The 14,786-nt window shown below is 42.9% G+C and carries 10 protein-coding genes and 1 pseudogene; 3 read left to right on the top strand and 8 right to left on the bottom strand.

Annotated elements, in window-relative coordinates:
* Nucleotides 1-9: 9 nt before the first annotated feature.
* Nucleotides 10-2,142 carry a putative bifunctional diguanylate cyclase/phosphodiesterase gene (locus tag ABD036_RS17045; RefSeq protein ID WP_343862108.1) on the top strand — a complete coding sequence of 711 codons (2,133 nt, stop codon included), beginning with the start codon at nucleotides 10-12 and terminating at the stop codon, nucleotides 2,140-2,142.
* On the opposite strand, the gene ABD036_RS17050 is transcribed toward ABD036_RS17045, so the two are convergent.
* The 7 genes from ABD036_RS17050 to ABD036_RS17080 form a co-directional block, all read right to left on the bottom strand.
* Nucleotides 2,139-4,370, bottom strand: coding sequence for a thiamine pyrophosphate-dependent enzyme (locus ABD036_RS17050; RefSeq protein ID WP_343862111.1), 2,232 nt, complete (start codon nucleotides 4,368-4,370; stop codon nucleotides 2,139-2,141). The two genes, ABD036_RS17045 and ABD036_RS17050, sit on opposite strands and share 4 nt — an antisense overlap.
* A 48-nt stretch (nucleotides 4,371-4,418) precedes the next feature.
* Nucleotides 4,419-5,600 (bottom strand): acyl-CoA dehydrogenase, encoded by a 1,182-nt coding sequence (locus tag ABD036_RS17055; protein WP_343862113.1) that lies wholly within the window; start codon nucleotides 5,598-5,600, stop codon nucleotides 4,419-4,421.
* Between the two features lie 264 nt (nucleotides 5,601-5,864).
* On the bottom strand, nucleotides 5,865-8,753 hold the full coding sequence (locus ABD036_RS17060) for a TIR domain-containing protein (protein ID WP_343862115.1): 2,889 nt from the start codon (nucleotides 8,751-8,753) through the stop codon (nucleotides 5,865-5,867).
* A 40-nt stretch (nucleotides 8,754-8,793) separates the two neighbouring features.
* Nucleotides 8,794-9,225, bottom strand: a complete 432-nt coding sequence (locus tag ABD036_RS17065; protein WP_343862117.1) for a type 2 periplasmic-binding domain-containing protein — start codon at nucleotides 9,223-9,225, stop codon at nucleotides 8,794-8,796.
* Nucleotides 9,226-9,238: 13 nt separating this feature from the next.
* Complete coding sequence (locus ABD036_RS17070) at nucleotides 9,239-10,465, bottom strand: porin (protein WP_343862119.1); 1,227 nt, start codon at nucleotides 10,463-10,465, stop codon at nucleotides 9,239-9,241.
* A gap of 852 nt (nucleotides 10,466-11,317) precedes the next feature.
* Nucleotides 11,318-11,755, bottom strand: coding sequence for a hypothetical protein (locus ABD036_RS17075; protein WP_343862121.1), 438 nt, complete (start codon nucleotides 11,753-11,755; stop codon nucleotides 11,318-11,320).
* A 9-nt stretch (nucleotides 11,756-11,764) separates the two neighbouring features.
* On the bottom strand, nucleotides 11,765-12,895 hold the full coding sequence (locus ABD036_RS17080; protein WP_343862123.1) for a hypothetical protein: 1,131 nt from the start codon (nucleotides 12,893-12,895) through the stop codon (nucleotides 11,765-11,767).
* A 208-nt stretch (nucleotides 12,896-13,103) separates the two neighbouring features.
* Here ABD036_RS17080 and ABD036_RS17085 point away from each other — a divergent pair, with 208 nt between their 5' ends.
* Together ABD036_RS17085 and ABD036_RS17090 are read left to right on the top strand one after the other, a co-directional pair.
* Complete coding sequence (locus ABD036_RS17085) at nucleotides 13,104-13,796, top strand: hypothetical protein (protein ID WP_343862125.1); 693 nt, start codon at nucleotides 13,104-13,106, stop codon at nucleotides 13,794-13,796.
* A gap of 383 nt (nucleotides 13,797-14,179) precedes the next feature.
* On the top strand, nucleotides 14,180-14,365 hold the full coding sequence (locus tag ABD036_RS17090; protein ID WP_343862127.1) for a phage integrase N-terminal SAM-like domain-containing protein: 186 nt from the start codon (nucleotides 14,180-14,182) through the stop codon (nucleotides 14,363-14,365).
* 209 nt (nucleotides 14,366-14,574) lie between these two features.
* Here ABD036_RS17090 and ABD036_RS17095 read toward each other — a convergent pair.
* Nucleotides 14,575-14,786, bottom strand: a pseudogene (locus tag ABD036_RS17095) (transposase); the annotation flags it as partial.

Consider the following 14,786-nt stretch of genomic DNA (forward strand, 5'->3'; position numbering starts at 1 on the left):
GACTCACCTATGCAGCAATCACTCATTCAAGCACTAGGTATCATTAACTGCACCATTTTAAAGCGACTCCATGATCACTCATTTGAAGTCATGCATTGCAACCAAGATTGGTTTTATTCCTTAGCTCCGGAGGCTGTCGGCAATACGTTGTTCGAGCTTTCTGACAACTCCCCCTTCCTAAATGACTTTTTGATCGACGCAGAAGATTTTTGGCAAATCGGCAATGACGGCCAAATTCAATCCGGTATTTGGACTGAGCAGTCCGCCGACAAATTACTGCGATTAGAGGCAATTGCCGCCGTAGCCAAAGGCGAATGCTATTTGGTCATCAATAATCTCGAAGTGGAATACAAACGCCAACAAAAAACACTGCAAGTCGCCAGAGAACTACTGATTTCAAATGATAAAGTACTTGCCCAACACGAATACATTCATGCGCGTTTAGACGAAGTTTTGCGCATTAACCAAGACTTACAATCACTGCAAGAACCGATCAAAAAAGTGATTGAAAATGCCGAATTCGGGGTGTTTATTTGCGATCCTAAATTGCGGGTGATTAACCAAAACCCCTTTGCATTTTCGTTATTTGAGATAGATAAAGACACATCAGATGCTGATCCTTTTAGTATTTTTATGGCATTGTTTGAAAAGCAATGTCAGGAATACCAACGGGTAATTGAAACCGCCAGTCATTGGTACGGTGAGTTATTTTGGCATAAGCCCCCCTATACCAGTAAATGGCTACAAGTGGCCATCTATCCAGTAAAAAATGACAATGGACTGCTCAAAAATTGGGTATTCATTGTCAGTGATGTCAGCCGCGTCAAATACCTGATGCAGAAAAACGAAGAACTCAGCTTATATGACAACGTTACTAACCTGCCTAATCGCCAATTTTTTTGGCAAGCGCTGGAAAAGTCACTACAAAAGAGTGCGGCTTTTTTCGTCTTTTACATTGATGTTAAACACTTCAAACGGATCAACGAACTGCACGGTCATGGGGCCGGAGATCATTTATTGGTGGATATATCGGAACGATTAATTTCACTATTACAGAAAGACGATTTATGCGCTCGAATCGGGGGTAACGAATTTGGCGTCATGTTATTTAGCGAACAAGATCAGCAACAGTGTAATCAGTTTGCAAAGCGAATAATCGAAGCAATTGAATCGCCTTTCTACACTGAATCACATCAAAAAATACAGGTAGGCGTAAATATCGGTGTTGCCCATTATCCCACCGATACCGCAGATGCAGAAGAATTAATGAAATTTGCTGATTTGGCGATGTTTGCGGCAAAACGTACGGCTAAAAGTTCAGTTCAATTTTATTCAACAGCACTACGAGAAGCCTCTCAAAAACGTATGGAGATGGAAGCTTCGCTACGACATGCCATTGAGCAAGGTCATTTTGAATTGTATCTGCAACCAATACTGGAGCTGGAATCTGGCCAAATCACTAAAGCCGAAGCCTTGATTCGTTGGCGATTAGAGGATGGTAGCTTGGTGGCGCCCGATGACTTTATTCCCCTTGCAGAGCAAACAGGATTAATCGTTCCTTTAGGAAAGTGGGTAATAAACCGCGCTGGTGAAATGTTGAAAACCATTATTCAACATAAACCCTCACTGAAAGTATCAGTCAATTTGTCGCCCCGCCAATTTTCCGATAAAAACTTGGTTTCCTTTTTGAAATCTGTTGTAGATCACTGTGGTATCCCAGCGCAAAACCTGGAATTAGAGCTGACTGAAGGTGTACTGATAGATAACTTTGACAAAGTTCAGCAATTACTCAACGATGTTAGAAAGATGGGTATTTCGGTGTCTATTGATGACTTTGGCACAGGTTATAGTTCACTCGCTTATCTACAAAAACTGCCGATAGATCACCTTAAAATAGATCGATCATTTGTACGTGATTTAGATACCAATGATAGTGACAGAGCCATTGTACTTGCGGTCATCGCTATGGCCCACAGTCTTAAACTCGGCGTAATTGCCGAAGGTGTTGAGAACCGGCAACAGCGGCAGTTTCTGCTGGATAATCAATGTGATACAGCACAGGGTTACTTATTCAGTAAACCTGTGCCTTTTGACGACTTTTGTCAGCAATTAATTGTAGAGAGCTCGCAAAATAAGCATTAGGTTGAGTGTAACTGCTGAGCTGCAGCAACGATTTGCTCGGTGCTGGGTAATACCGCGTAAGATGCGCTACCCAATGGGATAAAGCTATCGTGAGCGGTAACCCTTGCTACCGACTGATTACTGCGCTCCTTGCCTTGTTCGTGAATAAGACTCAATAACGCCTCGCTGATTGAGCCGGTTTTACGACATTCATCGACAATCAGTACTTTGTCACATTGATTGACCTGCTCAATAATGGCTTGCTCGTTTAGCGGCGCTAACCATCTTAAATCAACCACTCTAGAAGGTATTCCTTGTTGGGCTAATAACGCTTGGGCCTGACATGACAAGTAGAAACCATTGCCATAACTGACAATACACAACTCAGTAGCATCACCACGAACGCCTAAGTCTCCTAACGCCATGGCAGTAGAGCTAGAGGCTGGCTGATACTCATGACACCAGAGCTGGTCTCCATCTTGGTGTAAGTCTTTTTTCATGTACAAAGCGATGGGTTCAATAAAGATCACCACACGCTTTTGCGTTTGCGCCAAATTGACACAAGTGCGCAGCATTTCCACTGCATCAGCCCCATTGGAGGGACAGGCAATAATAATCCCTGGAATGTCGCGAAATACCGCAAAGGAATTATCGTTATGAAAATGTCCTCCGAAACCTTTTTGGTAGGCCAGACCGGCAATTCGAATCACCATTGGATTGGTAAATTGGCCATTTGAAAAGAACGATAACGTTGCTGCTTCACCGCGTATCTGATCTTCGGCATTGTGCACATAAGCAAGAAACTGAATTTCCGGAATGGGTAAATAGCCATTGTGTGCTAGGCCAATGGCAGCACCGAGAATCGACTGTTCATCGAGTAAGGTATTGACCACACGACTCGGCCCAAAGCGTTCATGAAGTTTGGCGGTAACATTATACACACCGCCTTTTTGACCAACGTCTTCACCAAATACCAAGGTATTGTCATAGCTACCTAGGATCTCAAGCAGCGCCCAGTTGAGCAGCTTGGCCATATGCTGCTTTTTGCCCAGATTATGTTTTTCATGAGCGAATAATGCCGCTCGCTTATCTTGGCTAAGTGGCTTAAAGCAAGACTGGCAATCCACCTTTGGTGCAATGCTTTGTTTGATCTGCTCCGCATCGGTTAGTCTTGGTCTGTTTGCTGCTTTTTCACTGAGCTTGGTAATCTCACTGTCGATGTCTTTGTAGCGCGTAATTATCTGCTGAGAGGTCATCACATCATTATCGAGTAATAGCCTCGCAGTGTGTAACAAGGGGTCCTGAGCTTCGGTCTGAGCAATGGATTGTTCACTACGATAAGCAAACTCTGAATCCGATCCTGCATGCCCTAAAAGTCTGACCGTATGCACATGCAAAAACACCGGTTTATGCAGTTGCCGCGCTATCTGCGCAGCCTGTTGGGCATTGCGATACGTATCCAATACATTAAGGCCATTGCATTCCAAGTAATGAATACCCGGCCTGTTCTGGAAGTTTGCTTTAATCCAACCTTTAGGCGTGGCAGTGGAGATACCGATGTCATTGTCTTCACAGACAAACACTATCGGCAGCGGAACGGATTGATAAGCCGCCCAAGCGGCGGTATTAAACGCCCCTTGTGCTGTGGAGTGGTTAACCGATGCATCACCAAAACTACAGATAATAACGCTGTCATCAGGTAATACGGTTTCAACACTGTCTTTGCCACTGCGGTGGTTACGATGTGACAAAGCTAAACTAAATGCCGCACCCACGGCCTTCGGTAAATGAGACGCAATGGTGCTGGTTTGCGGCGGAATATACAGAGAATGGCTACCCAGTACTTTATGCCGACCACCGGAGATGGGATCTTCGGATGAGGCACAAAAGCTCAACAACATGTCATACAGTGGATTTTGATTCGGTTCATGCTTTGCACGCTGTAACATGAACGCGCCACTGCGATAATGCAAAAAAGCCATGTCGGTAGTGCGAAAGGCCAGCGCAATAGCGGCATTTCCTTCATGTCCTGCGCTGCCGATGGTGTAAAAACTCTGGCCATTTTTTTGTAACTCGCGAGAGCATAAGTCTAAATGACGACTCATCACTTGAGTTTCAAATAGGTCTTCCAGTTGCTGTGCAGACAATCCCGCAGCCTCCAAAGTCAAATTGACTTTGTTTTCTGGAAATTGCCGCTCTGTGACAGCATCAATAAATTTTTGCTTAAATATTTGATTACGATCTTGCATCACTCAACCTCATTATTATTCTTTTTAGGGTTTGGCTAAAACACTGTTTTAGCCTGTGAATGCCTGTAATCCAGTCTGTGCTCGGCCTAGTATCAGCGCATGAATGTCATGGGTGCCTTCATAGGTATTTACCGCCTCTAAATTCATCACATGCCGAATAACATGAAATTCATCTGCGATGCCGTTACCACCATGCATATCTCGGGCTGTGCGCGCAATGTCTAATGCTTTGCCGCAGGAATTACGTTTGATCAAGGAAATCGCCTCGGGTGGCAATTGCTGTTGGTCCATCAATCGTCCAGCTTGCAAACAGGTTAACAATCCGGTGGTAATTTCAGTTTGCATGTCGGCCAATTTCTTCTGAATTAACTGCGTGGCAGCGAGCGGTCGACCAAATTGGGTTCTATCCAAACAATATTGTCGAGCAGCATGCCAGCAAAATTCAGCCGCGCCTAACGCTCCCCATGCGATCCCATAGCGGGCTTTATTAAGGCAACCAAAAGGTCCTTTTAAGCCTGAAACATTGGGCAGTAAATTCTCTTCTGGGACCATCACGTTATCCATCACTATCTCGCCAGTAATCGAAGCCCGTAATGAGAACTTGCCTTCAATCTTAGGCGCAGATAAACCGGTCATGCCTTTGTCTAATATGAAGCCTCGGATCACGCCGTCTAGTTTCCCCCAAACCACAAACACATCCGCTATGGGTGAGTTTGTGATCCACATTTTTGTTCCATTGATGACATAACCACCGTCGACTTTTTTCGCATGGGTACTCATGCTGGCAGGATCAGAGCCCGAGTTGGGCTCGGTCAAACCAAAACATCCAATCCATTCTCCAGTAGCCAGTTTAGGCAGATACTTTTGTCGCTGCGCTTCGCTACCGTAAGTATAAATTGGATGCATCACCAGTGACGATTGAACGCTCATGGCACTGCGATAACCACTGTCGACCCGCTCCACTTCACGAGCAATCAAACCGTAAGCGACATAACTGACTTCAGAGCAGCCATACTCACTAGGCAAGGTTGCACCCAATAAACCCAATTCGCCCATTTCTTTCATAATTTCTGGGTCAAAATGTTCTTCACGATTGGCTTTTAGCACACGAGTCATTAACCGGTCTTGGCAAAATTGGTGCACACTGTCGCGCAGCATTCGCTCTTCTTCGCTAAGCATAGAATCAAGATTTAGGGGGTCTTGCCAGTTAAACGTCTGACGTTCGGACATGTTATCTCCAACAGGTAATTAAGCTTCAATGTATAGTCAGTAAGCTATCATGTTAAAAATAAGTTAACTATCCATGACGAAAAAAAAAGTGTGGTTTGGTGTGTAAACTTAATATTCACCTTTGCTTTATTAGGTTTTTCTGCTGGTTTGGGGCAATGCGGTGAGTAATTCGATTCAGTTCACTTTTTGTCGGGGCTTTTATCGGGTTAAAAGCCTGTAGCCATCGTTATCTTCGGTATATACATCATCGAGATTGAACATTATTTAGGGTGATTCAGCTGGCGTTTCATTACACTCGTTCTGGTAAGGGATAATGTCCCCTACGTGAAGGTCCCATTCAATATGGGTCAATTTGCGCACAACTTTTTTACAAATATTCTCTTTCCAGTTTTCGATATCTAAATCCCAGAATAGTATTGTGCCATCAGCACTCCCGCTGGCAAGCATGTAGGAATTTGGTGAAAACTCTAAGACGGTAATTTGATCGGCGTGCGCTGACAACTTTGAGCCTATTTGTTTAAGCGATTGGGTTTCTCTAATTGATATGAGCATATCGCTGCCGCCAGTCGCCACAAGCGCGCCATTCATACTGAAGGAAAGCGCGTTAATGGAGCCATCATGAACGGTAATCGGCAGCCCAATAGGTTCTGCCTTGGTCGTATTCCAAAAGGTTAGGATCCCATCTTCGCTTCCTGAAGCGAGTATATGGTTTGAGTTTGGCTGAAATGCAATTGCAGTGACTGGAAAAAAATTACCACCCAATATGGCTAACTGCGTGACATCTGTATCCTTGACATCCCACAAAAAGATCTGTGAATCCTCGGAGGCAGATGCCAGCGTTTTGCTGTCGGAACTGAAATCGAGATCTAGAATCGGGCCCTCGTGGCCTGTTAACGTTTTTACTAACTGGGCAGATTCAACTTGCCACACATGAATGTTTGAGTTTCTATCTCCGATCGCTAAAAATCGGTTATCTGGGCTATAGGCCAAGCTGGTAATTACATTCGGAGAAAGATCTATCGTATCTGCCAACGGTGTCAGTGTTTTAGGATCATACTGATTGATCTCATGCTCGTTGTTGATGATAGCCAAGCGGCTACCATTTTGATTATAAGCCAGCGATTTAATTATATTTTTAGTAATATGGTGGGGTTCTGTCTTACCGGTCAGACTGCACAAAATCAAATCAGCATTTGTGCTGGCAATTGCAAGCACAGTGCCGCTCGGGTTGAATTCTATACTGTTAATCCGGCTGGTACGGCTGCAATGATGTCGTTTAAATGGATAGTTAATGCGCGTGTCCCAGATAATGATTGAGCCGTCATGACCTGCAGAGGCAAAAGTGTCACCGCTTGGATTGATATCCACACTTGTAACCTGCTCTGAATGGCCATTGAATGGTTCAATGTGCATCGCGCCCGAATCCACGTTCCAAATGTTGACCTTGCGGTCCCAACCACCAGTGATAAGTGTCTGATCGTCATGACTGAAAGTGACCGAGGTCAATCCAAGGCCAGGTTCATCTGGTACGAAATGACGCAATGTTCTTGTCTCCATATCCCACGTTATTGCGGTCCCGTCGCTACTCGCACTGGCTAAATATTTACTGTTATTACTGAAGCTTAAATCGGTAACCCAGTCTTTGTGGCCTAACAATATCTCGTTGGATAATTTAACTGAATTTACATCCCATATTTCAACAGAGCCATCTTCACGTCCAATAGCCAGCCAGTTTCCGTCAGGGCTAAATTCAACGCTCGAGGCCCACCCACTTTGAGTTAATGGCAACTCCGTGGATGGTGTGAGTGATGAGTTGTTCCAAATGATAACCTTGCCATCCCAGCTCGAGGTCACAAAGGATTCTCCATCAGGCGCAAAATCAACATCTACCACCCAGTCATTGTGAGCGTCTAGAGACTTAAAGGTTGGACGGGTTTTTGGCTGGCCGAGGTTTAAATCCCAGACAATCACTTTTTCATCCACGCCTGTGGAAACAAGTGATGTCTCGTCCGGGCTGAAAGTAATCTTTAGTATGCTACCGTCATGACCTACGAGCGGTTCATAAACAAGTAACATTGTGGCGAGATCCCAAATAAATATTTGGCCGTTATCGGTAGCAGCGGCAAGATATTTACCATTTTTGCTATACGCGATATTCATCACCGCAGATTCTGTGGCGAGAATAGTTTTTATTGATTTAGTTGCAAACACGGTCTTAAAAGTGGCACTGATAGCTTCATTTGTGGGGGCAAAACCATGCGCATGAACACCGGCAAGCAACATATTGACCCTCAAACTCTGGTCACTATCAAAGAGACTATTTGCATGAGTTGACAGTTGTCGCGATAGCGCTACCAACGACAATTCTTCGGCTTTTTTCTGCGCTACCCATGCTTTGAATGCGATGCCTGCGAACGCAGTTACCAACACCAACATCATCACTGCGAGCAACTTGAGTCGATTGATACGCCTTTGATGTTGTCGCTGAGTTAATTGAAACAAATCAACTTTCAGGATCCCGGCAATCAATTTGGATAGTGCCAAGCTCTTACCATCTTTACCTTCACGGACATCAGCAGCAACAGGTTCGGCGCGCACTGGTAAAATTTGTCGGTCAGCACCGACCTCATAACGCACCGCCGGGGGGAAACACTCTTCGGCCGCCATTTTGATATTCGAGTTTGAATTTGTCGACTCGCTTGAAGTTTGCGCTATCGCGTTTCCTTGCACGTCTATAGCGCGCCGTAAAGGATGGGATGATTTCCCCTGAAATTGATTTAAATTATCACTGGCAAAAGGTTCGCCATCGATGATTAGACACAAAATCCGATCGCCGCGCCCCAGCGATTTGAAAATGGCAATCTCTTCATTAACCCATTTAGATCGAGCCGCCTTTGGCGAACAAATGACAATGAGATAGCGAGAAGCTTCGAGTGCATCAGTTATCCGATCTTCAAGTGCAGATGAAGTTGGTAATTCTTCCCGATCTTTGAAAATGGGATAAAAACTATTTGGTAGGGCACGATTCTCTTCATTTCTGAGAGCCTTAGGGATGGTAAACTTCTCGAGAGAACGGTGTAACCAGTCCGCCCATTCAGCGTCGGCGTGGCAATAGCTGATGAAGGCGGTATATTTGAAACTGTCAGGATTCATGATTTACAGTTTTTATGGTGCTGCGCAAAGCAAAAGGCTTTCAAGGTACTTCAAGAATAACTTTTACATCTTTATCGACAGACACTTCGTTCACATATCCGATTAATTTTTTATCTTCAGCCACCATCGTTTTCACCGCAGCCTCGTCTACAATTCGTTTAGGTGGGCGTCCCTTGCCAGTAAATACTAATCGAGACCAGTGAGCTCTGAGTTGAGCGGGCGTTTTTTTCACAACTTTTTTGTAGAAATCAGACGTGATCTCAAGATCTTTTGGTAAATCTAGCGGTTCTACAAGTTCACCTGTTGGAAAGCGTTTTTTGCGCCCCAGATAAATGTCACCCACTAAATCACTTGATAGTGAATCAGATTGATTATTTTTATTCACTATGACCACCACACTCCCCGCTTTGACGGTCGCAGAAAATCCCAGTTGTAGAATAAATATTGTCAGTAACAATGATCGACGCAACATCACAAATCCTTAATTAATAAACGAAGCTCAGGGCAAGGCTAGCCAAATTTACACTTTCTGGAACGGGCTGCCCTTCCTTCTTTAAAAACAATTGAGCACCAACATTAATTCGTTCAAACTGCGCTTTGATGGCAAGGTTTTCCAAAAAATCATAACGTAGCCCGATACCTTTAGTGTTTCCGTCACCCAGAAGTGGTGAAAAAAACTCACCTAATGCAAAGGTGATTGGTGCCGCCGGTCCTTCAGTTGGGTATGAGCTCAGAGGGATTTTACTTTTGTTTTTGCTGTTTGAGTAAAATGCATAAGGTGTCCATTTGCCAATATGATAGCCCCCCATCAAATAATAGGCGTCATTATCAGAGACATTCAAATTAATATCCCAGCGACGTTGAACATATTCACTTGAAAAAGTCACTCTATAGCTGCTGTACTGAATTCCAAACGAACTAAAGCGTATTTCCCCTTCGCTGGATAAGCCGTTTGCCAAGCTGGAAAAAACGGGGAAAATATTCGTCACAGACTTTAAAAACACCGCCAGCTCTTGCACTTCAGGTACATCAACTTTCATGTCTCCTTTAAGGTACCCAGCACTCACGGACCAATTACCATGTCTCAGAGTAGCTCTCAGGCTATGCGTATTTTCCAACTCATAGTCTGTCTCTCCGATACCCCCATCATTAAAAATCTCGAAATCCCGTTGCGCGATCAGCCCCTGAAATTGCAGGTAGGTTTCACCGATATTGGTATCGTATATGAAGTCAATTCCATCTACGCCCTGAAAGGGTATTAGTGAATAAACGTCCTGCGGCAAGCGGACAGGCAAATATGTGAAGCTTACACTTGAGTAGTCTGAGGCTATAAAGGTTGGGAATACGGTTCTTCCCACTCGGATCTTCAGGTTTTCGTTAGGACTGTAGGTGAGGTATGCCCATTCAATTAATGGACCGTAGTCATCACTCTCGTTTAATTGCGCAAGAGCTAGAATAGTGGCGGAAAATTTCTCAGACGGTTCATAAGTAAGCTGGATCCCAAGGTTTGAATCGTTATGAAATGACCAGCTATTATCAATGCCTTCTGGCAAGGTAGTTCTGCTGCGAAAGTAAAAATCATTGTTATTACTTTTTGCTACCCCTAATGTACCAAAAACAGAGGTACTGATTGGAGACTCTTCGTCAGCAACGGCGTGGAATGCTAAAAATGAAAATCCAAGCGCTGCTAAGCAAGTATGTTTGACTGGCATCCAATAAATTCCACGTCATAAAACTCCACATTAATAACCTTCTTTGATAAGAGTCTGGTTGAAAAGACACTTACGACATATCCCATCACCTGTTGTATTATGCGACTAAGCCACAAGTGACGAACTCTACGCTGCCTTAGAAGGCAGTAGAAATGCTTTCATACAAGCTAATTGATAAAATAATTTAAAGTTTTAAAAACTTTGCTATGGAACCAAATTAGATGGTTTTTGTTTATTTTTCAATCAATTCTTCAGTAATGGCTGAAAAAGTCGGGGCTTTCGCGTTGATTTTTTTGTCAGGTTGTTGCTTGTCTCGGCAAAATTTCTCGATAAATGTTGGGACATGACTTCTTGGTCTGACTTACCATTTTTATGCGAATGTGATGCCCCCTCCGAGCACATTACCGACTATGAGGTGAGGTAAGGTAAGGTAAGGTAAGGTAAAAAGAGTAAGCTTTTATTTATCTGATTAAGTCAAAGCCACTACAAATAAACAAGTTAACACCAAGCGATTTTGTTCAATTGCTCCTGTGTGCCAAGAGGCGACATTACTCATAATGACAGCAGGTGCGGCATTGCTAACGTAAACAGAATCGATTTTCGACGCCATTTTGAGCGAGGTATATTCTTTCAATCTTAATTATCTACACTTAGATTGTTTAGGTTATGTGCTCGTTGCATGAGAATATTGAGAGATGTTTATTTGATGATTTCCGCTTTTCTTTCGATGTATTGAGTCACTTTGCTCGCAACGTATACTAAGGGAGAACAGATGCCAAACTTGCAACCACAGACTTACAGAATAATCTGAAGTCGGATATCCGAATAAAATTTTCCTTGCCTCCCAACTTCTTAACTGAGTTCGCTTTTTGGTTTAACAAAATAGGCACCTAAAATTCCAGCAACAACTCCTTGCAAAGGCGCAATCCAAAGTTGTGAAGATTGCAATATTTCTAAAGCGCTTCTTTCACCCTCTATAAATGGCGATAAAAACACTACTAAATAGAGTACGCCCATATAAATAATGGAGCTGACGATGGCCATTCGATAAAGAAACTGGTCACCCATTTTTCCACTATCTGGGCTACTCAACTCAGTAATTAAAACGGCAGTAATTAAAGAAATCGTTGGCATGATGGCTGGTAATAACCAATTCCAAGCCAATTCCGTGTCATCACCGTATTTTCCTAACATACTTTGCAATATGAAAATGAAAAACAAAATACCCGCGCCAACATACCAAATCAATGCAATCCTTTTTTGTGCAGTACGAGTTGCTATATTTGCCATGAATAATCCCTATAACTCAAATTTTTGATTGATCGCAGTACTCGTTAAGTGATGTTCTACGGTGTACCGACCAGGCTTTTTATTCTCGATCGTTTGGGTATTTTCGTCGTGCTCAAATTCGTAAACCAATGCGGTGCACAGCATATTTTCATCAAAATTTCGCGTTTCGATCTTCTCCGGAAGTCTGTTACTTCCTTCGTTAATAACTTCCATCAATGTTTGCTTATCGGTATGTTCCCTAAATTTAATCGGCTTGTCATTAATGATAAATACTAGCACCCTGAAGTATCCTTTGTCGGCAAAAAATAGTGCCTTAAAAAAAGAGTCTAAATCAAACACTTTTGACTGCTCAACCCTGCTGACCCAGCGACTGTCCCCAAGAGGATTCGCTTGGCTGTCCGTTTGCTCTAAGGGCGTGGCGATGGCAAAGCCGTTGCCGAAACTATAATAACTAAGTTCTTCATAGCCGCCTGCGCTCAGGGCTTGTCTAACTTTTTCTTCTGCGTCGCTCAGTTTTAACTTCCCTGAATGAATTTGCTCTGGGGTAAATAAACTAATATTAGATCTTTTAGACGGTGTTGGAACAGGCGACGGAAATGTTGGAAATGCTGATAACATTTCCCCATCACCGTCGATTGGGAGGTCGCGCAAGTACTCAAGTGATTTATTATCACCTACGGGATCTCCTAATACATAATTATCATTGGGATCATCGAAATCTGTAAAATTTTCATTTGGACTCAATATATCTATATTTAATTCAGTGACATACATGGATAAAGGTCGAATAAAATAAGTTGTCATTCCATCAGCAGCCAAGTATTTTTTCAATTGGCCAATAATCTTTATATCGCGTTGAATTATCTTTCGTTTAATCAATTCGCCAAACTGTTGAGGGATAAAAAACCTAGGGACATATACAACTGAAAGTTGTTTGCCTGGCAGAGTGTCGGTGGCACACAGCACTTGGTCGGTATAAAACGCGAAAAACTGCTCTTTTCCCCCTTTGTCAGTGATGCTAAGGCGACCTTCTAAGTTAACCTCATCATCAAATGGCACGCAAATAGCCTGACTTTTCCCTGCGAAAAGTATTAGCAAAAGACCGCTGATGAATAGTCCTTTAAATTTGCTTCTGTTCATTTTAATCAGTTGATTTTTAATGTTTTACAAGGTAAATATGATTCTAATTTAATAAACTGCAATTAGCGAGTTGGTTAACGTGGCACCGTACCGTTTAGGCAATATTCGATTTATGGTTTTGATGTTGCTATGTATTCAGTTTTTTAGTGGATGCGGCAGCACTAGTAACAAAGGTACGACTTTAAACTTTGAAAGTAATTCTTATTTGATGCCCGTAACAACGGATTTTTCGTCGCTACCTTTAAAGCTTGTTGAACAGCAAAAATTAAATAGTAATAAAGACGCGCTGAGTGCAGCTCGACTCATCTATTCCTATCGTTTAACCAATGAGACGTGCGTTATAGAAAATGAATCCCTTAAATTTTTGGTGCAGTCACAACAACACATTAGGGGTAAGGTAAATGCTGGATTGGCATCAAGTATCAGTTTGCATCTGGCGGATCTAAACGTGTTAACCGCGCAGCAAGCTAGTAATCAATGTATGGCCAGATTAGAACTTATCAGAACCTTATCTAAAATAAAAAATATTCCTTTGCGTGAGGAAAGTGAATCATTTCCCCCTACATACGAACTCTTATCTTTGCAAGATGCGAAACAAAAATTTTCTGCTTCGACCGATAACTGGAAGGCACTGGAATGGCCTGTTACGAAATTGATTAGCCTGTGGAACAGCAAATTGTCGCTTAACGATTTACTTTCGACTCAATTAATTCTGCATACTAAATTATACACTGACACTCTAGATAGTTTTAACCAAGGCAGAACTACTACTGCAAAATTAGTTTCTGTGCAAAAAATGATCGCTGATGTCGAAAGAAAGCTGACTCAAAACCGCTTCGAGTTAGCCATGCATTTTGCAGAAATCAAGTACTTACTTGATATGCCGATTGAATCTTTTTAGCTTTAATGGATACATAGTTGAACCCGGAGACTAGCTTGAGGATTTTTAGAGGCGCTGAACCAGCTAAAATGATTCCAATACCCAAGTCTTCGCAAGCCCTTTGCATTTGAGAGAAGTTATAGCGCTCTAGCCCACCGAATATACCCGCTCTGTCCACGAAACATGCAGGGGCAAAACATGCAGGGGCAGAGTCGATGAAATGGTTTCTTCGGTTCTGATAACCAATTAAGATAACATCCTTGAATGTTCGTTTAGTGCCATTGGACTAAACCGCTACCCACGGTAGGGTTGCCGCATTGACTCCGTAAAATTCCCACCATTACCGACCCGCTTCTAAGCTTAGTAAAGGGCATTTCGCCCTGAACTTACTTAGGAGAATTATCATGACTCAGTTCCCTGAAACCGTTAGTCCTCTTCGTAAACGCATGATAGATGAGATGAACATGCGTAAACTCAGCCCTAAAACCCAGATTGGTTACCTTCGCGCAGTAACGAAGCTTTCCAAGTACCTCAAACATTCACCTGCACACGCCACAGCAGAGGAGGTGCGGCAATTTCAAATTGCATAAAAAACAAAGACACTCATCTTTAAAAATATATTTAAAGACAACTTAGCTGTATAAAAATTCATGACGTTTCTTAGCCTTAAGTAGCATTTAGATGAGCTGTTTTCATATTTTGTGTGAAGTGACACCAAAATTTTGATTATTTTTGAGGTAGCGGGTAGCCGGATTTGTAACATTGAGTTGATGGGGGGTTATTTTGGATTGGATTGTTTCTAGGCGTGTTGCAATAAGGCTCTGGCCTTTGCCATCCCTCGTATGCGTTGATGCTTTGTGTGCTGTTTGAATTGTTGAAGCATGTGTTCATTGCCTACAGCGGTGTAAAAGTGTTGTTCAAACTCGGTCGTTAGGGTTAACCACTGCTCTGCATTAAGACCAAGACTGTTTAGAATGGAGCTGTGTTGCGGCTTGATATGACCTGCTTTAT

Source organism: Aliiglaciecola litoralis (assembly GCF_039523355.1).
Lineage (GTDB): Bacteria > Pseudomonadota > Gammaproteobacteria > Enterobacterales > Alteromonadaceae > Aliiglaciecola > Aliiglaciecola litoralis.

Excerpts from the sequence above, each read along its gene's own strand:
- ABD036_RS17050 (WP_343862111.1), bottom strand. The coding sequence starts at position 4,370 with ATGCAAGATCGTAATCAAATATTTAAGCAAAAATTTATTGATGCTGTC.
- ABD036_RS17090 (WP_343862127.1), top strand. The coding sequence starts at position 14,180 with ATGACTCAGTTCCCTGAAACCGTTAGTCCTCTTCGTAAACGCATGATA.
- ABD036_RS17070 (WP_343862119.1), bottom strand. The coding sequence starts at position 10,465 with ATGCCAGTCAAACATACTTGCTTAGCAGCGCTTGGATTTTCATTTTTA.
- ABD036_RS17080 (WP_343862123.1), bottom strand. The coding sequence starts at position 12,895 with ATGAACAGAAGCAAATTTAAAGGACTATTCATCAGCGGTCTTTTGCTA.
- ABD036_RS17055 (WP_343862113.1), bottom strand. The coding sequence starts at position 5,600 with ATGTCCGAACGTCAGACGTTTAACTGGCAAGACCCCCTAAATCTTGAT.
- ABD036_RS17060 (WP_343862115.1), bottom strand. The coding sequence starts at position 8,753 with ATGAATCCTGACAGTTTCAAATATACCGCCTTCATCAGCTATTGCCAC.
- ABD036_RS17045 (WP_343862108.1), top strand. The coding sequence starts at position 10 with ATGCAGCAATCACTCATTCAAGCACTAGGTATCATTAACTGCACCATT.
- ABD036_RS17065 (WP_343862117.1), bottom strand. The coding sequence starts at position 9,225 with ATGTTGCGTCGATCATTGTTACTGACAATATTTATTCTACAACTGGGA.
- ABD036_RS17085 (WP_343862125.1), top strand. The coding sequence starts at position 13,104 with ATGCCCGTAACAACGGATTTTTCGTCGCTACCTTTAAAGCTTGTTGAA.
- ABD036_RS17075 (WP_343862121.1), bottom strand. The coding sequence starts at position 11,755 with ATGGCAAATATAGCAACTCGTACTGCACAAAAAAGGATTGCATTGATT.